Origin of the sequence: Labrenzia sp. THAF187b, from assembly GCF_009363375.1 — a bacterium.
GTDB lineage: Bacteria > Pseudomonadota > Alphaproteobacteria > Rhizobiales > Stappiaceae > Roseibium > Roseibium algicola.
Window position 1 is genome coordinate 3,919,192 of record NZ_CP045344.1, and the last position, 16,621, is coordinate 3,935,812.

The following is a 16,621-nucleotide window of genomic DNA, read 5'->3' on the forward strand; positions in this document are numbered from 1 at the left end:
CACCTCACACTGCTTCTACGCGCACGGCGCATTTCTTGAAATCGGTCTGCTTCGACAGCGGATCGGTCGCGTCCAGCGTGACCTTGTTGATCAGCTGGCGGGCATCGAACCAGGGCACGAAAATCAGCCCCTTGGGCGGTTTGTTGCGGCCTCTGGTTTCGACGCGGGTGAGAATTTCCCCACGTCTGGATTTGATGCGCACTTCCGCACCGCGCCTCAGGCCTAGAGCCTCGGCATCGTCCGGATGCATGTAGCAGAGGGCATCGGGCACGGCCTTGTAGAGTTCAGGCACGCGCTGCGTCATCGATCCGGAGTGCCAGTGCTCCAGAACCCGGCCGGTGGACAGCCAGAAGGGATACTCCTCATCCGGGCTTTCCGCGGGCGGTTCAAAGGGCAGGGCGAAAGCGACCGCCTTGCCGTCCGGTTTCCCATAGAAATCGAACGCGGCTCCCTCTTTCACATAAGGGTCGTATTTGCCGTTGTAGCGCCAGCGGGTTTCCTTGCCGTCCACCACGGGCCAACGGAGCCCGCGCACCTGGTGGTAGGTGTCGAAATCCGCCAGATCGTGGCCGTGTCCGCGGCCGAACTGGGCGTATTCCTCAAACAGGCCTTTCTGGATGTAGAAGCCGAACTCGTCGGATTCGCGGTTTTCGTAGTCTTCCGCCCGCTCGCTGTTGGGGAAGGCGTTGACATTGCCGTTTTCGAACAGAACTTCGTACAGCGTCTTTCCCTTGTAATCGGGATTGTCGGCCAGAAGCTCGGGCGGCCAGACTTCGTCTGTTGTGAAACGTTTGGAAAACTCAACCAGCTGCCACAGGTCGGACATGGCCCCTTCCGGTGCGTCGACGAGCTGGTGCCAGAACTGCGTGCGGCGCTCGGCGTTGCCGTAGGCACCTTCCTTTTCCACCCACATTGCGGTTGGCAGCACAAGGTCGGCGGCTTCTGCCGTCACAGTCGGGTAGGCATCGGAAACGACGATGAAGTTTTCCGGATTGCGATATCCTGGCAGGCCTTCTTCCATCATGTTCGGGGCGGCCTGCATGTTGTTGTTGACCTGCACCCAGTAGCAGTTGATTTCGCCGTCCTTGAGTTTCCGGTTCTGCAGAACGGCATGCGCACCGATCCATTCAGGAACGGTTCCTGCCGGCAGCTTCCAGATCTTTTCGGCTGTTGCCCGGTGCTCCGGATTTGAAACCACGAGGTCGGCAGGCAGGCGGTGAGCGAAGGTGCCGACTTCGCGGGCGGTGCCACAGGCAGACGGCTGGCCGGTCAGGGAGAAGGGGGAATTGCCGGGCTGGGCAATTTTACCGGTCAACAGGTGGATGTTGTAGATGAGGTTGTTCATCCACACACCGCGGGTATGCTGGTTGACGCCCATGGTCCAAAGGGACATCACCTTGGTGTCCGGATCTGCGTAAAGCTCAGCGATCTGCTGAAGCCGCTCCCTTGAAACTCCGGACTTCTCCGCGGCGAAGTCCAGTGTGTAGGGTTTCACGAATTCGGCGAATTCCTCGAGAGACATCGGCTCGGAATCGCCGCTGCCGGCATTCGCTGCAGCAGCTTCAAGCGGATTTTCCGGTCGCAAGCCATAGCCGATGTCCTGTGCGCCCTTCCGGAAATTGACGTGGTTTGACACGAACTCCTCGTTCACCGCGCCGGACTGGATGATGTGGTTCGCAATATAATTGGCGATGATCAGGTCCGTCTGGGGAACGAATACGCCGGGAATGTCCGCCAGATCGAAGCTGCGATGTTCGAAGGTGGAAAGCACGGCAACCTTGACATGGGGATGGCTGAGGCGCCGGTCGGCGATCCTGGTCCACAGGATCGGGTGCATCTCGGCCATGTTGGAGCCCCAGAGCACAAAGGCGTCGGCGTTTTCAAAGTCGTCGTAGCAGCCCATGGGCTCGTCAATGCCGAAGGCACGGATGAACCCGACGACCGCTGACGCCATGCAGTGGCGAGCATTGGGGTCGATATTGTTGGATCGGAAGCCGGCCTTCATCAGCTTGGAAGCCGCATACCCCTCCCAGACCGTCCATTGGCCCGAGCCGAACATGCCGACAGCCTTCGGGCCCTTGGCCTTCAGTGTCGCCTTCCATTTCTCCGCCATGATGTCGAACGCTTCGTCCCAGGATACCGGTTCGAAGTCGCCGTCCTTGTCGAACTTGCCGTTCTTCTTGCGCAGGAGAGGTGTCGTCAGCCTGTCCTTGCCGTACATGATCTTCGACAGGAAGTAGCCCTTGACGCAGTTGAGACCCCGGTTCACCTCCGCTTCAGCGTCGCCGTGTGTCGCCACCACGCGTCCTGCCTTGGTCGCGACCATGATGGAACAGCCGGTGCCGCAGAAGCGGCAGGCAGCCTTGGACCACTTCAGGTCGGTCAGATGCGCATGGGTGACAAGGTTCTGTGCGGCCGCAGGCACGGGTAGTCCCGCTGCCGCGGCGGCGGCCGCCACAGCCTGCGCCTTGATGACATCACGTCTGCTTATTCCGCTCATTGTGTGTCTCCTTGAAGGGAGGTCGGTGCCGCCTCGGGCGCACCGTCTGTCTGGTGGTAAACAAGGGATGCGCTCACAACGCCGGTGAGCAGCTGGATATCCGTGAGGGCCTGTACGATTTCCGCTTCGTTCGCGGTTTCCAGTGTCACGATCAGGCGTCCCTGATCATCGGAATGGGCGATCTCGGCGCCGCCGAGAGCGAGAACATCCCGCTCGACATCGGATATCGCCTCTGTTCGTGCATGAACGAGAAGACTGGCTATGTGGACTGTTGTGCTCATGCTGTCTGGTCATCCTCTTTGGGATGGACAATGGCCAGTGCATCCTGCGGACAGACTGGGAGACAGGCTCCGCAGCCCGTGCAGGCATCTGTTTCGATGCGAAGCCGGCCAAAGGGGCGTTTGGTGAGATCTATTCGAATTGCCGAAGTGGGGCAGATATCCCGGCACACCTGGCAGGCAATGCCATGATCCTGCAGGCAACCCGGCTGAAATTCAGCCTTGATCGGCCAGGCCGGTGTGCGCTTCGTGTCAAAGACGTCCTGTGCGCAGGCGTCTGCGCATTTGCCGCAGAAAGTACATTCGCCGCCGTCGAAGACAACTTCCGGCCGCCCGGTGTCGTCCGGCCTCAAGATGGATTCGGGGCAAGCTTCGCTGCAGGCGTTACAGCTTGTGCAACGCGCGGCAACAAGGGCTTCGTCCGTCCAGGGTGGGCGAAGTCTCTGGATCTCCGGTTGGCTGGGCAGTTTCAGGAATGCTCTGCGGCTGGCCGAAAAATGAGGGTCGGGTGACATTGCATCAGCCCGTCGGCGGCCCAAGGACCAGCTGTGACATCCAGACGATAAAGCCGTAGCCGCCAACAATTGCGACTGAAAGCGCCGGGGCAAGCAAAACGGCCAACAGGATGAACGCAATCCGTTCGTCCCGTTTGCTTGGAACAGTATTGTCCGCCATAGCCTCTCCCTCAGCTTGCGGTCGATAGGGAATCAGGCACGGGGTGTTGATCTTGTTGTTCGCGCCTGATGAAAACTTAGGCGCAAGAGAGGGGATTGAGATATACGTGATACTACTTAAAAGTTTGTTTCAAAAATTCGCAACTTAATATGTTTCAATGACTTGCAGCAGGGCTGCCGAGAAGGTTGCTGGCCCTGGAGGCCAGGCTCAACTCTTGCCATAAACTACGTCGGGATCGTAAACCCGATCGGTTTCCACGCGTTCCAGACGCACCGTTCCGTCGTCGCTCTTCACGGTTTTTCTGTAGAAACAGGAGCGATATCCGACGTGGCAGGTTGCGCCATTGCCGGCAACCGAAACCTTCAGGATCAGGGCGTCCTGGTCGCAATCGGTCAGGATTTCATGCACGGTCTGGATCTGGCCGGAGGTTTCGCCCTTCTTCCAGAAGCTCTGGCGCGAACGGCTCCAGTACCAGGCCTCGCCGGTCTCGATCGTCCGCTTCAGGGCCTCTGCATTCATGTAGCCAACCATGAGCACTTCGCCTGACGCCACATCGGTGACGACAGCCACAATCAGGCCGTCCCGGTCAAACTTCGGCATCATCAGATCGCCGTTTTCAACCGTTGCCTTGTCGCCGCGCTCAGTCAGGTGGGTATTGCACATGGGAGGAAAGCCCTTGTCGTCATTGATAACGCAAGGGCTGAAAAGTCAGAGACCCTTGCCGCGTACCAGTGACATGAATTTCGCCTGTTCGGCGGGATCGTCCTGGAATACGCCGGTAAACTGGGTGGTGATCGTGGAGACACCGGGTTTCTGGACACCGCGCATGGTCATGCACTGGTGTTCGGCTTCCAGCATCACGGCCAGGCCACGCGGGGCCAGAGCGTCGTCAATGACCGATGCGATCTGCGCAGTCAAGTTTTCCTGCGTTTGCAGACGCTTGGCGTAGATGTCGACAACGCGTGCCAGTTTGGAAAGTCCAACGACGCCTTCTGCCGGGTAATAGGCGATATGAGCTTCGCCGATGAAAGGCAGCATGTGGTGTTCGCAATGGGAATGGAACGGGATGCCGCGCACAAGGACGATATCCTTGTAGCCGCCAACATCTTCGAACGTCCTTGCAAGATGCTCTGCCGGATCTTCGAAGTAGCCACTGTAAAGCTGGCTCAGTGCCTTGACCACGCGCTTCGGTGTTTCCACCAGACCTTCGCGGTCCGGGTCGTCGCCGGTCCAGGCCAGAAGCGTGCGCACTGCAGCTTCCGCTTCTTCACGGCTTGGCCGATGCAACTGATCCGGCGACTTTCTTTCGAAGGTTTTTTCTACCGGCTTGAGGACAGCGTCCATGGGGATCCTCGCAATTTAACCCTTGTCACTCGTCATACGGCGCCCGCTGGTGCACAGATCAGAAGGTTCGGGCTTTTCAAGCCGCGGACCCTTATCATACTCCAGGCAAAAAGCGAACGCACAGTTTCTGAGCGGGAGGAGCCGGTTTCTAGCGTGCAAACGTCATGCGAAAGACCAACTGCGACCACTCTGCCCCTTGCGAATTTGCCGTGGCGTCTGATGTATATATATGAAAGCAGTGCGCCATCAATGTGTCGCGCATCACAGGCATTCACGAAGAGGCGAGTTATGCTCGACGACATTTATAACGCGAAGATCCTCGAATTCGCCGGAAATATTCCGCGGATCGGCCGTCTCGAGCATCCGGACGCAAGCGCAAAAGCTCATTCCAAATTGTGTGGCTCCACCGTCATTGTCGATCTTTCCATGAAGAACGGCGTCGTCACGGATTTTGCTCACGACGTCAAAGCCTGCGCGCTTGGCCAGGCGTCTTCGTCAATCATGGCTCGAAATATCATCGGCGCGCGCGCAGATGAGTTGCGCGAAGTGCAACGGACCATGCGTGCCATGTTGAAGGAAGGCGGCGAGGCACCCACAGGCCGCTTCGAAGACCTGAAGTTTCTGGAACCGGTCCGCGAATACAAGGCGCGCCATGCCTCCACGCTTCTGACATTTGATGCCGTTGTCGACGCGCTCGACCAGATCGAGGCGAAAGCCAAGGAAGACAGCGCGGTCGCGTGACCGCGGTTCGGCGCCCCATGTGTTCTCTCCATAACGAACCGCGAAAGCCGGATGGCCGATTGTCACCAGTCGGATATGCAGCGATTGGGCTTATCTGGCTTTACCGCCATTCCGTGTCGCTCTTCATGGGGCGCACCTGCCGCTACGCGCCAACTTGCTCCGATTACACCGAGCAATCCATTCGCCGCTTCGGCTTTTGGGCCGGGGGGTGGGTTGGCCTGTCCCGGGTTCTTCGGTGTAATCCCTGGGGTGCGTCCGGTTTTGACCCGGTTCCCGACACCTTGCCGCCCAATGCGCACTGGTTTTTGCCCTGGCGTTACGGTCATTGGACCGGCAAGCACATCCCGCCGGAACATCGTCTGGACTAATCGCTCATCCGATCCGTTGTTGACCTAACGTCAGGTTGGTGCAACGCTTGCCTCTCATGCCAGAAGGCGGAGGGAAGAATGAGCGGACGCGACTTCCATTTCGTGATGATCAAGCCGACCCATTACGACGACGACGGTTATCCGATCCAGTGGCTTCGCTCCGCAATTCCTTCCAACACGCTCGCCAGCCTGAACGGGCTCGCAGAAGCAGCTCGTAACCGTCAGGTTCTTGGGAAGGATGTCCGCATCCATCTTCATACCTTTGATGAAACCAACAAGCGGGTTCGTCCGGAAAAGATTGCCCGGCAGATCCGGCAGGCAGGTGGATCTACGCTTATTGCGCTGGTCGGGGTTCAGTCCAACCAGTTTCCCCGGGCGACCGACCTTGCCCGCAGGTTTCTAGGTCTTGGTCTGCCGGTTGCCATCGGCGGATTTCATGTCTCCGGCTGCATATCCATGCTGGATGAAATGCCGGAAGAGATGGTTCGGTTGCAAAAGGAAGGTGTCGTCTATTTTGCCGGCGAGGCCGAGGACGGGCGGTTGGACGATGTCTTCCGAGATGCCTTTTCTGACGATCTGAAGCCGCTTTACAATTTCATGGCGGACTTGCCGTCGCTGGAGGGGGAGCCGACCCCGATCCTGCCCACCCAGCACATTCGCTTCACGGCCGGATCGCATTCCAGCTTCGATCTTGGCCGCGGTTGCCCTTTCCAGTGTTCCTTCTGCACCATCATCAACGTGCAAGGTCGCAAGAGCCGGTTTCGTTCCGCCGACGATCTGGAGCAGATCATTCGCGACAACGTTGCACAGGGGATCGACCGTTTTTTCATCACCGACGACAATTTCGCCCGCAACCGGGAATGGGAGCCGCTGTTCGACCGCTTGATCCAGCTTAGGGAGCAGGAGAGTTTCGACATCAAGTTCATCATCCAGGTGGACACGCTCTGTCACCGGATTGACGGTTTCATCGAGAAAGCGACGAGGGCAGGGGTCAACCGGGTCTTCATCGGGCTGGAAAACATCAATCCGGACAATCTCATGGCCGCAAAGAAGCGGCAGAACAAGATCACCGAATACCGGGAGATGCTGCAGAAATGGCGAGCCCACGGGGCAACCACCTATGCCGGTTACATCATCGGTTTTCCGGGCGATACCAAGAAGTCGGTCCTGCATGATGTCGAGATCATCAAAAAGGAGCTTCCGCTCGATCTGCTCGAGTTCTTTTATCTGACGCCGCTTCCGGGATCCGAAGATCACAAGGTGCTGTTAAGCAAAGGCATCTGGATGGATCCAGACCTCAACAAGTACGATCTCAATCACCGGGTGAGCCATCACCCGAAAATGAGCGATGAGGATTGGGAGGAGGCCTACCGGCAGGCCTGGGCAAGCTACTATTCGGATGGCCACATCGAAACGGTGTTGCGCAGAGCCGCGGCGCATCGCAAGGGGCGTCCGGGCAACAAATTGTTCCTGATGATGTGGTTCAAGCTGATGGTCGAATGCGAAGGCGTTCATCCGCTTGAGGGCGGTTATTTCCGCCTGAAATTCCGCACAGACCGACGCGGCGGGCTGCCGCTTGAAAATCCGCTGGTGTTCTATCCGCGGTATCTTGCCGAAATCGTCGCCAAACATTGGGTCTATCTATCTGCCGTCTGGCGGGTTTACCGGATCTACCGGAGGGTCAAGGCATCGCCCGACAGGCGGACGTATTCCGATCTTGCCATTGCCCCGATGAACCGGAGCGAAGAAGAGGATCTGGCGATGATCCGGGAAACACGCGGCGGCGCGGAAGCGGTTGCCAAACAGCTTCGCGACGCCGCGCTTTCGAAGGCCGGAAAAGACAGGGCGAAGGCTGCTTCGGCCCTATGATGGAGAGGCCGTGGCCTTGCGCCGAAGCAGCCGCCAGCCGAAGGTCATACCCATCGCGGCAATGATGATCGCAGCCGCTCCGACAAGCTGCAGCGGTTTCAGCTGATGGCCGAAGGCAACATAGTCGACAAGGATCGCCACCACCGGATAAATGAAGGAAAAGGCACCTTGCAGATAGGTCGGCAGCTTCTGCACTGCGCCATACATGAGGATGTACATCAACCCCGTGTGAACGGCGCCAAGCGTGACAAGCGAGCCCCAGGCCATTGTACCTTCCGGCAGAGCGTTCCAACTGACAAAGGGGGCAAGCATCAGGATGCCGACACAGACCTGTACCAGCGCGATCAGCTGTGGAGGCGTTCCCGTCAGCTTCTTGGTCAGCAGGGCCGCGACAGCCCAGAAAAAGGCAGCGCCGAGCGAGAGTGCTATACCGAGTGCATAATTTGAACCGGCATATTCGACAGCGCCGGGTTTTGCCTGGACGATCAGCAGGACACCGGCAAAGGCAATGACCAGCCAGCCGAGCTTGTTGACGGTGATCCGTTCTCCCAGAAACAGAATGCCGAAGCCGACCAGGATGAACGGCTGGGTATTGTAGACAGCGGTTGCCACGCCGATGGATGCCTCGGAATAGGCAGTGAAGAGCATTGCCCAGTTCACGACGATGGCAACGCCCCCTATGGCGGCAACGGCCAGTTTCTTCCAGGTCAGGTGCCGGCGGAGTAGACCCTGGGCAGAACAGATGACAAGCAGCGCCAACGCACCGAAGGCGCAGCGCCAGAACACAACGTCGATGGCGCCTTGGCCGGAGAGGACCACGAAAAGTCCTATCGTTCCCAGAATGGTCATGGCGGCGGTCATTTCGGTGGCGCCGCGCAATGTCTTGTCCATTTTTGCCTCCAAGCGTTTCAGGATGGCCTTCATTCTGCCAAGGAGATGGACGCGAGTACTTTTGATAAATCAGCTGAAGCTGGTATTGTTTTGTGAAATGTAAGCTTATCTGCCGATTGGTATTTCGAAATGAAAATGGATGAGACGGATATCAAGATCGTTGAAGCCTTGATTGACGACGCGCGCATGTCGTTGAAAGACCTGGCCACTCACGTGGGATTGTCGTCGCCCGGTGTTTCGGAGCGGATCCGCCGTCTGCAGGAGCGCGGCGTCATTCGCGGCTTTACCGTGGATATTGATCCGAAGGTGCTTGGATACAGTCTGCAGGCGATCGTGCGCATTCGACCGCTGCCTGGAAAGCTGCATATTGTGCAGCAACTCATTCAGGAAATTCCCGAGTTTTGCGAGTGCGACAAGGTCACGGGAGAAGACTGTTTCGTCGCCCGTCTTGCCATTCCTTCCATCGATCAGCTCGACGGAATTCTGGACCGGATTTCGGACAAGGCGGAAACCAGCACCTCGATTGTCAAATCCCAGCCGATCCGCCGCCGTCCGCCGCCTTTGGCTGTGGCTGAGAAGGCCTCTTGAGTCCTGCGTTTCCGGGCCGTTAAGGCCTGAATGCAAAATGTGTTGCCGCAACGAAAATTCTCAAAGACAGCACCTGCAAATCGGTGTATTCCGCAAAGGCCGCCGACCGGTCCGTGCAGTCTCGAATCTGCCTCAGGACCGTCGCCAATGTTGGATGGAGACCGGGTGCGGCGCACCGGCCTTTGGGTCTTTCAAGGCACCATGGACAAGGCTTCGCCCCAGGCCGAAACCGGGGATATTCTCATCCGCACTGCCGAGCCCGGCGATCTCGCCGAGCTGTTTCGCATTGAAAACGCCGCCTTCGTCGGCGATCGCATTTCCCGGCGAAGCTTCCGGCGATTTCTGGAGAGCCCTCGCGCTCGCGTTTTGGTCGCAATCGGCGCAGACGGGTTGGTTGGGTACGCGCTGCTGCTCTTGCGCCAGGCAACCGCGCTGGCGCGGCTCTATTCGCTTGCTGTGGATCCGGCCTGCCGGGGGCAGGGGCTTGGCGCAAAGCTGCTGGAAGCGTCCGAAGTTGCCGCCTTCGACAGCGATCGCATTGTGCTGCGGCTTGAAGTGCGTGCGGACAACGAGGCGGCCATCGCACTCTATCAGCGTAGCGGCTACCGGATGCTGGGCAGGGTAGAGGCCTATTACGAGGATGGCTGCGCAGCGTTGCGCATGGAAAAGCTGCTCCATGGTCCGGTGCTGGGCACCGGCAACGCGCCTTATTACTCGCAGACAACCGAATTCACCTGCGGCCCGGCCTGTGCACTGATGGCGGCCCGGCATTTCGACCGGTCGGTTCCGGCTGAGCCCTTGACGGAACTCACCCTCTGGCGGGAGGCAACGACGATCTATCTGGCCTCCGGTCATGGCGGCTGCGGTCCCTTCGGCCTGGCCAATGCGCTTGCACGGCGCGGGCTTTCGGTCGAGGTCAGGCTGTTTCCCGACGAACTCCTGTTTCTCAATTCGGTTCGGAACCCGGAAAAGCGCAAGGTTCTGACCCTGGTACAGGAAGGCTACCGCTCGGAAGCCGCGCAGCTTGGTGTTGCCCGTTCGGAAAACCCCTTGGAAGCAACAGCACTGGCGACCGAGATTTCAGCCGGCACTCTCGCGATCGTGCTCATTTCCGGCTACCGCATGTTCGGTCAGAAAGTGCCACATTGGGTGCTTGTGCATGACGCGGACGATCGCCACCTCATCATTCATGACCCGTGGCTTGAGCGCGAGCGCCATGAAAGTCCGGCAGATGCTGCCAATCTTCCCATTCCCTTTGCCGAATTCGACCGCATGGCCCGCTGGGGCCGCAGCGCGGTACGTGCCCAAATCCTGATACGAAAGGACGCCTGATCCAATGTCTTCCTGGGTCATTCTGGTCGACAACCTCAAAGACCTCTCCAACACGGAAACGCCGCACAAGGTCATGACCGTGCGGGAGTATCTGACGCACCCGAAACTGTTTACCGGTGCCAAGCCGACCATTCTCAATCTTTCGCGCTCCTACGCTTATCAGGGGGCAGGCTATTACGCGTCGCTTCTGGCTGAAGCGCGCCAGCACCGCGTGGTGCCGGTTGTCGAGACGATGATCGAACTGTCCCGCAAGCAACTCTATCAGCATGCCTTGCCGGAGCTTGAAGACCGGCTGAACCGCTGCCTCCGCAAGATGGCACCGGAGGCTGCTGGTGCGGTCTCTCGGCTGCTGATCTATCTCGGCCAGGTTGGTGACCCCGCGCTTGAGCCATTCGCGCGGCTGCTATTCGACTGGTTCCGCGCGCCAGTGCTGGAGGTGCTGCTGGAAGAGGGCGAATGGCGCAGCATCAAGCGGATCCGGGTGCTGGCGGTAAATGACCTTGTGGCGGAAGAGCGCGCGCAATTTCTGGCAGCGGTGGAAAGCTATACGACACGCCCCTGGCGGGCGCCGAAACAGCGCGCACTGATGAAGTATGCCATGGCTGTTCTGTCCGATCCCAAGGAAGAGTTGCCGCCATCCTCCATCGCCTCTCTGAAGCACATGGCCAAGGTGGCGGCGCGCCACGGGGTTGAAGTCGTGCCGATCGGCAAGGGTGATCTCGACAAGCTGGCGCAATACGATGCGCTGTTCATTCGCGAGACCACCAACATCGACAATCACACCTACCGTTTCGCCCGGCGCGCCGTGCAGGAAGGCATGCCGGTGATTGACGATCCGGTGTCGATGATCCGCTGTACCAACAAGGTCTATCTGACCGAGCTTCTGGCAAGTCATGGCATCGCGACGCCCAAGACCATCGTCCTGTCTTCCCTGAAGGAGGCGGGTGATCTGGAAGCCAAGCTCGGCTCGCCGATCGTTCTGAAGATCCCCGACGGTTCCTTTAGCCGCGGCGTGTTCCGGGTGACGGGCGCTGAACCCATCAAGGAAAAGCTGAAAGAGCTTTTCCAGGAAAGCGCCATCCTGCTTGCGCAGGAATACTGCCCGACGGACTTCGACTGGCGCATCGGTGTGCTGGACGGAGAGCCGCTGTTTGCCTGCCAGTATCTGATGGCCAAGAAACACTGGCAGATCGTGCGGCACGAGACCGGCAAGAAGGCCGTCGAAGGCGGGTTCAAGACGGTTTCCATGGCCGAAACACCGCCCGCAGTGATCGATATCGCGGTTCGGGCGGCGCGGCTTATCGGTGATGGTCTTTACGGCGTCGATCTGAAAGTGATTGGCGAGCGGGTGGTGGTCATCGAGATCAACGACAATCCCAATCTTGATCACGGGGTTGAGGATCTTGCCGAAAAGGACGCTGTCTGGGATCAGCTTATCCGCTGGTTCGTACGCCGCCTGGAGGCGCGCTAGGGCAACACCACCGGCCAAATCAAGGGAAATGCTTCGGAAAAGGTTGCCGGATTAGTTTGAATCCCGTATGCCCGGCCCGTTCCATTTCCTTTGAACAGCTTACCTGCCTTGTCTGCAGGAGTGAGCAGGAGAAAACCGATGATTGAACTTACTTTCCCCGACAATTCCGTGCGCGAATACGCGGCAGGCACCACCGGTCTCGCCGTCGCCGAAGGCATTTCCAAGTCGCTGGCCAAAAAGGCCGTGGCAATGGCTCTCGACGGGGAACTGAAAGATCTCACCGACCCGATCAGCGGCAATCACCAGATCGAGATCGTCACCCGCGACGACCCGCGCGCCCTTGAACTGATCCGTCACGATGCGGCCCATGTCATGGCCGAAGCCGTGCAGGAGCTGTGGCCCGGTACCCAGGTGACCATCGGTCCGGTGATCGAAAACGGCTTTTACTACGACTTCAAGCGCGTTCACCCGGACACGGGCGCCGACTGGCCGTTCACGCCGGAAGAGCTGCCGGTCATCGAAAAGAAGATGCGCGAGATCATCGGCCGCGGTGCACAGTTCACCAAGGAAGTGTGGAGCCGCGACGAAGCGAAGCGCTATTTCGCAGCCAAGGGCGAGGACTACAAGGTCGAGCTCGTTGATGCGATTCCGGAAGATCAGGAACTCAAGATCTACAAGCAGGGCCAGTGGCTGGACCTGTGCCGCGGTCCGCATATGGTCTCCACCCGGCAGATCGGCGATGCCTTCAAGCTGATGAAGGTGGCCGGCGCCTACTGGCGCGGCGACAGCAACAACGAAATGCTGACCCGCATCTACGCAACGGCGTGGCACAGCGAGAAGGAGCTCAAGGCCTACCTTCACATGCTGGAAGAGGCCGAAAAGCGCGACCACCGCAAGCTGGGCCGGGAAATGGACCTGTTCCATTTCCAGGAAGAAGGCCCGGGTGTTGTCTTCTGGCACCCGAAAGGCTGGGACATGTTCCAGAGCCTGATCGCCTACAAGCGCCGGGTTCTGAAGGACACCTACAAGGAAGTGAACGCACCGCAGGTGCTGCACACGTCGCTTTGGGAAACCTCCGGTCACTGGACCTGGTACAAGGAGAACATGTTCTCCGTGCAGTGTGCCGATCCGGAAGCCGAGGACGAGCGTGTCTTCGCGCTGAAGCCGATGAACTGCCCCGGTCACGTGCAGATCTTCAAGCACGGGCTGAAGAGCTACCGCGATCTGCCGATGCGCCTTGCCGAGTTCGGTGCGGTGCACCGCTACGAACCGTCTGGTGCACTTCACGGTCTGATGCGCGTGCGCGGCTTCACCCAGGACGATGCCCATGTGTTCTGTACCGAAGAGCAGATGGCGGATGAGTGTCTCAAGATCAACGACCTGATCCTGTCGGTGTATGAAGACTTCGGCTTCGACGAGATCGTGGTGAAACTGTCCACCCGTCCGGAAAAGCGCGTCGGCACCGACGAGGCATGGGATCATGCCGAAGCGATCATGTCCGATGTGCTGAAGCAGATCGAAGCCCAGTCGGGCGGCCGGGTGAAGACCGACATCCTGCCGGGTGAGGGTGCTTTCTACGGTCCGAAGTTCGAGTATACCCTGCGTGATGCCATCGGCCGTGAATGGCAGTGCGGCACGACGCAGGTCGACTTCAACCTGCCGGAACGCTTTGGTGCCTTCTACGTCGACAAGGACGGCGAGAAGAAGACACCGGTGATGATCCACCGCGCGATCTGCGGGTCCATGGAACGGTTCCTGGGTATCCTGATCGAGAACTTCGCCGGTCACTTCCCGCTTTGGTTTGCACCGCTGCAGATCGTGGTGGCAACGATCACTTCGGAAGCCGATGATTACGGCCAGGAAGTAGCGGATCTGCTCAAGGCGAAAGGCCTCAAGGTCGAGACCGATTTCCGCAATGAGAAGATCAACTACAAGGTCCGCGAACACTCGCTGGCCAAGGTGCCGGTGATCATCGTGTGCGGCATGCGTGAAGCCGAAGAGCGGACCGTGAACGTTCGCCGTCTCGGTTCCAAGGACCAGACCCCGATGGGCCTCGACGAGGCGATTGCAGCGTTCGTTGAAGAAGCGACGCCGCCAGACCTGAAGTAAGGTTTTCCCTGGCATTAAGGGAAAATCTGACAGCTTGCACATTGCCCTGGCATCAGGGCAATGTTCTGTCACAATCATGAAACAGGGTGTCTGGTATTGGGTTCCGGATTTGCTACCGTTTCATCAGGGTCAAGACGACTGCCGTGAACTACGCTGAATTCAGTTATGCCAATCCTGAGCATCCACCGCTGAAGCGTTGGACCATCCGCACCATTGAAGGTCTCTCCGGCCGGCGAAAGCTGGTCAACATCTACGAGGTGTGGAAGGAAACGATGGTCGGCACGTCCGACTATATCTGGAACGACCTCCTCGGCCTGATCAACCTCAACGTTTCGGTTGCAGATGGCGAATGGCCGCCGAAGGATCTGCCGGAAGGTCCACTGGTGCTTGTCGCCAATCATCCTTACGGCATTGGCGATGGTCTTGCGATCCTGGCACTCGCGGAAAAGCTTGGCCGCCCGTTCAAGATCCTGATCAACAACGAGTTGCTGAAGGTACCGGAAGTCCGGCCGTTTTCGCTGCCGGTCGATTTCGAGGAAACCAAGGAAGCGCTCAAGACCAATATGGCCACTCGCAAGGAGGCGCTGCGCCTGCTGCAGGAAGGCACGACCATCATTGTTTTTCCAGGTGGTGGCGTGGCGACGGCTGCCAAGCCATTCGGCCGTGCGGAAGAACTGCCCTGGAAGACCTTCACGGCAAAAATGATCCGATCCTCAAGGGCGACTGTTCTCCCGCTTTATTTCGACGGGCAGAATTCCTGGCTGTTCCACCTGGTCAGCAAATACTCGCTGACCCTTCGTCTCGCGCTGCTTGTGCGTGAGTTCCGCCGTATCCTCGGTTCAGTGATGACCGCACGCGCGGGCAGGGCAATCCCGTTCGAAACGCTTTCGGGATTTGGCGATCAGAAGGAGATCATGGATTTCCTGCAGACCAAGGTTATGGAGATGGCGCCACCCACACGGACCCGGCGTTTGCTCGGCCGGCGGCGTTAGACGTCGCTACCCAGTCAGATCGTAAAGTCGCCGGGAACACGGCGCAGGTCAGTTGTTGATGCTGGACTGCTGCTGGCTGGCCAGTTCGCTGATGGAAGTGACCACTTCAACTTCCCGATCTTCACCCGGTTCCACCTGGAATGTGTGCAGGTAGGTGCGGCCATTGTTGCGGGCGAGGGCTTCATATTCGCCTTCTGCCAGCACGAAATCAGGGAAGGCGCCAGTCGCCTCTACCACGACGTCACCTCCCGGGCTCAGGACGGACCAGGTCGTGTTGGCAATTGCTTCGCCGCCACGTTCGTTGACCAGTTTGAGCGTAATGCCGGCTGCCTTGTGGAAGATCGTCGCTTCGGTGAGCTTGCCCGGCAGCACCTGGATATCGGCCCGGACGACCGCGTTCACATCGCCGTATTTGCTGACCACATGATAGGTGTTGGCGCTGAGACGGAGAATGGAGCCCGGCTTGACGTTGCTGGCAATCAGGTTGCGTTCGCCGCGCTGATTGAACTCCATGCCATAAAGATCGAAGGCCACGGCGCGCCCGTCGAGGTCTTCACCATCCTTGAGAGCTGCGCCGAATTTGATGCCGCCCGCATTGAGCGTCACCATCTTCGACTGGACTTCCTTGCCGATGACGATGCGGTTGGTTGCCTGGGAGAAGCCGTAGGCGGTGTGAATCAGGTAGGTGCCCGGGTCGAGCCGGAATTCGGCATCACCACCTTGAGACGTTGCAACAAGTTGCAGGCGCCCGTCGGCATTGGTCGTTTCCGAATAGATCCGCCAGATGAGCCCTTCGTTCAGGGGAGGGCTGTCGGGCGTCAGCTTTGCCATCAGGTAGAGAGCGCCCTGCCGCAAGCCGCCCTTGATACCCGGGGATGATGCCCTGGCTGGAGCATAGGGGACAAGCGTATCGGAGAAGAGGGGTTCCGGCTCGCGGTCGAGCAGGTTGATGATGGGATCTTCAGGGACAGCAGACGGTGCGTTCGGGTCCGGTTTTTCCGCAGGGGTCGGCGGTACGTCAGATGTCTGCGCCAAGGTCGCAGGAGCAAGGCCCATCGAAAGGACGGCGCTCAGCATTATCGAAAATGCAGTGCATCTGACTGCACGCTTCAAAGCCGATTGGCCGGAGAGGGGGGCTGAATTCACCATGCCTACGTCGTTATCATTTTGACTCGCAGACTTTTACCAGTCTTTTGAGGCATTCGTCACCCGAAACTGACCTTGGAGATCCGGTCCGGTTTGCCTGGTGCAAGTGCACCGGATGCAGGGTAACGACTATGTTTCTGTTTCCAGTGCGTTTTTTCGAATTCTCGGTGCAATCTGACCGATCACGGGCCAAGGACGATTTTCCCGAGATTCACCGCACTGCAGCGTTGTCTCTTAATGCGCCCGGAAATTGGGCAAATTCAAGACGCCGCGATCAAAGTTGACAATTACGGTCAATGAATTAGGTGGATCGTACG

At 58.7% G+C, this 16,621-nt stretch carries 16 protein-coding genes; 8 read left to right on the forward strand and 8 right to left on the reverse strand.

The genetic code is table 11. The annotated features are described in order from the left end of the window. Positions 1-4: 4 nt before the first annotated feature. From napA to folE, 6 genes are all read right to left on the reverse strand, one after another. Positions 5-2,500 (reverse strand): periplasmic nitrate reductase subunit alpha, encoded by a 2,496-nt coding sequence (napA, locus tag FIV03_RS18050; protein ID WP_077292651.1) that lies wholly within the window; start codon positions 2,498-2,500, stop codon positions 5-7. After that, a complete protein-coding gene (locus tag FIV03_RS18055) occupies positions 2,497-2,781 on the reverse strand; it encodes a chaperone NapD (RefSeq protein ID WP_152510515.1) in 285 nt (94 codons plus the stop codon). Before FIV03_RS18055 ends, napA begins: the two co-directional genes overlap by 4 nt. Next, complete coding sequence (napF, locus tag FIV03_RS18060) at positions 2,778-3,293, reverse strand: ferredoxin-type protein NapF (protein WP_152510516.1); 516 nt, start codon at positions 3,291-3,293, stop codon at positions 2,778-2,780. The genes FIV03_RS18055 and napF overlap by 4 nt, the downstream gene beginning before the upstream one ends. 4 nt (positions 3,294-3,297) lie before the next feature. Continuing rightward, positions 3,298-3,453 carry a periplasmic nitrate reductase, NapE protein gene (napE, locus tag FIV03_RS18065; protein ID WP_152510517.1) on the reverse strand — a complete coding sequence of 52 codons (156 nt, stop codon included), beginning with the start codon at positions 3,451-3,453 and terminating at the stop codon, positions 3,298-3,300. Positions 3,454-3,660: 207 nt separating this feature from the next. Beyond that, a complete protein-coding gene (hisI, locus tag FIV03_RS18070) occupies positions 3,661-4,116 on the reverse strand; it encodes a phosphoribosyl-AMP cyclohydrolase (protein WP_152510518.1) in 456 nt (151 codons plus the stop codon). Positions 4,117-4,161: 45 nt separating this feature from the next. Beyond that, positions 4,162-4,797, reverse strand: coding sequence for a GTP cyclohydrolase I FolE (gene folE, locus FIV03_RS18075; protein WP_023001090.1), 636 nt, complete (start codon positions 4,795-4,797; stop codon positions 4,162-4,164). A gap of 288 nt (positions 4,798-5,085) precedes the next feature. Between folE and FIV03_RS18080 the strand changes: the two genes are divergently transcribed. The 3 genes from FIV03_RS18080 (at position 5,086) to FIV03_RS18090 (ending at position 7,775) form a co-directional block, all read left to right on the forward strand. After that, positions 5,086-5,538, forward strand: a complete 453-nt coding sequence (locus FIV03_RS18080; protein WP_152510519.1) for an iron-sulfur cluster assembly scaffold protein — start codon at positions 5,086-5,088, stop codon at positions 5,536-5,538. A gap of 59 nt (positions 5,539-5,597) precedes the next feature. Further along, entirely contained in the window at positions 5,598-5,906 is a 309-nt protein-coding gene (yidD, locus tag FIV03_RS18085) for a membrane protein insertion efficiency factor YidD (protein WP_152510520.1), read from the forward strand. A 78-nt stretch (positions 5,907-5,984) separates the two neighbouring features. Continuing rightward, positions 5,985-7,775 carry a radical SAM protein gene (locus FIV03_RS18090; protein ID WP_152510521.1) on the forward strand — a complete coding sequence of 597 codons (1,791 nt, stop codon included), beginning with the start codon at positions 5,985-5,987 and terminating at the stop codon, positions 7,773-7,775. On the opposite strand, the gene FIV03_RS18095 is transcribed toward FIV03_RS18090, so the two are convergent. After that, positions 7,770-8,666 carry a DMT family transporter gene (locus FIV03_RS18095; protein WP_075282470.1) on the reverse strand — a complete coding sequence of 299 codons (897 nt, stop codon included), beginning with the start codon at positions 8,664-8,666 and terminating at the stop codon, positions 7,770-7,772. The two genes, FIV03_RS18090 and FIV03_RS18095, sit on opposite strands and share 6 nt — an antisense overlap. Positions 8,667-8,801: 135 nt before the next feature. Between FIV03_RS18095 and FIV03_RS18100 the strand changes: the two genes are divergently transcribed. From FIV03_RS18100 to FIV03_RS18120, 5 genes are all read left to right on the forward strand, one after another. After that, positions 8,802-9,254 carry an Lrp/AsnC family transcriptional regulator gene (locus FIV03_RS18100; RefSeq protein ID WP_152506358.1) on the forward strand — a complete coding sequence of 151 codons (453 nt, stop codon included), beginning with the start codon at positions 8,802-8,804 and terminating at the stop codon, positions 9,252-9,254. 147 nt (positions 9,255-9,401) lie between these two features. After that, a complete protein-coding gene (locus FIV03_RS18105) occupies positions 9,402-10,586 on the forward strand; it encodes a peptidase C39 family protein (protein ID WP_209009700.1) in 1,185 nt (394 codons plus the stop codon). Positions 10,587-10,590: 4 nt separating this feature from the next. Then, positions 10,591-12,057: a RimK family protein gene (locus FIV03_RS18110; protein WP_152510522.1), complete on the forward strand. Its 1,467-nt coding sequence runs from the start codon at positions 10,591-10,593 to the stop codon at positions 12,055-12,057. A 138-nt stretch (positions 12,058-12,195) separates the two neighbouring features. Beyond that, complete coding sequence (thrS, locus tag FIV03_RS18115) at positions 12,196-14,166, forward strand: threonine--tRNA ligase (RefSeq protein ID WP_023001097.1); 1,971 nt, start codon at positions 12,196-12,198, stop codon at positions 14,164-14,166. Positions 14,167-14,309: 143 nt separating this feature from the next. Beyond that, positions 14,310-15,158: a lysophospholipid acyltransferase family protein gene (locus tag FIV03_RS18120; RefSeq protein WP_152510523.1), complete on the forward strand. Its 849-nt coding sequence runs from the start codon at positions 14,310-14,312 to the stop codon at positions 15,156-15,158. Between the two features lie 48 nt (positions 15,159-15,206). Here the strand turns inward: FIV03_RS18120 and FIV03_RS18125 are convergent, their stop codons facing one another. Further along, positions 15,207-16,235: a hypothetical protein gene (locus FIV03_RS18125; RefSeq protein WP_152510524.1), complete on the reverse strand. Its 1,029-nt coding sequence runs from the start codon at positions 16,233-16,235 to the stop codon at positions 15,207-15,209. Positions 16,236-16,621 lie beyond the last annotated feature (386 nt).

Excerpts from the sequence above, each read along its gene's own strand:
- napA (WP_077292651.1), bottom strand. The coding sequence starts at position 2,500 with ATGAGCGGAATAAGCAGACGTGATGTCATCAAGGCGCAGGCTGTGGCG.
- FIV03_RS18055 (WP_152510515.1), bottom strand. The coding sequence starts at position 2,781 with ATGAGCACAACAGTCCACATAGCCAGTCTTCTCGTTCATGCACGAACA.
- napF (WP_152510516.1), bottom strand. The coding sequence starts at position 3,293 with ATGTCACCCGACCCTCATTTTTCGGCCAGCCGCAGAGCATTCCTGAAA.
- napE (WP_152510517.1), bottom strand. The coding sequence starts at position 3,453 with ATGGCGGACAATACTGTTCCAAGCAAACGGGACGAACGGATTGCGTTC.
- hisI (WP_152510518.1), bottom strand. The coding sequence starts at position 4,116 with ATGTGCAATACCCACCTGACTGAGCGCGGCGACAAGGCAACGGTTGAA.
- folE (WP_023001090.1), bottom strand. The coding sequence starts at position 4,797 with ATGGACGCTGTCCTCAAGCCGGTAGAAAAAACCTTCGAAAGAAAGTCG.
- FIV03_RS18080 (WP_152510519.1), top strand. The coding sequence starts at position 5,086 with ATGCTCGACGACATTTATAACGCGAAGATCCTCGAATTCGCCGGAAAT.
- FIV03_RS18090 (WP_152510521.1), top strand. The coding sequence starts at position 5,985 with ATGAGCGGACGCGACTTCCATTTCGTGATGATCAAGCCGACCCATTAC.
- FIV03_RS18095 (WP_075282470.1), bottom strand. The coding sequence starts at position 8,666 with ATGGACAAGACATTGCGCGGCGCCACCGAAATGACCGCCGCCATGACC.
- FIV03_RS18100 (WP_152506358.1), top strand. The coding sequence starts at position 8,802 with ATGGATGAGACGGATATCAAGATCGTTGAAGCCTTGATTGACGACGCG.
- FIV03_RS18105 (WP_209009700.1), top strand. The coding sequence starts at position 9,402 with ATGTTGGATGGAGACCGGGTGCGGCGCACCGGCCTTTGGGTCTTTCAA.
- FIV03_RS18110 (WP_152510522.1), top strand. The coding sequence starts at position 10,591 with ATGTCTTCCTGGGTCATTCTGGTCGACAACCTCAAAGACCTCTCCAAC.
- thrS (WP_023001097.1), top strand. The coding sequence starts at position 12,196 with ATGATTGAACTTACTTTCCCCGACAATTCCGTGCGCGAATACGCGGCA.
- FIV03_RS18125 (WP_152510524.1), bottom strand. The coding sequence starts at position 16,235 with ATGCTGAGCGCCGTCCTTTCGATGGGCCTTGCTCCTGCGACCTTGGCG.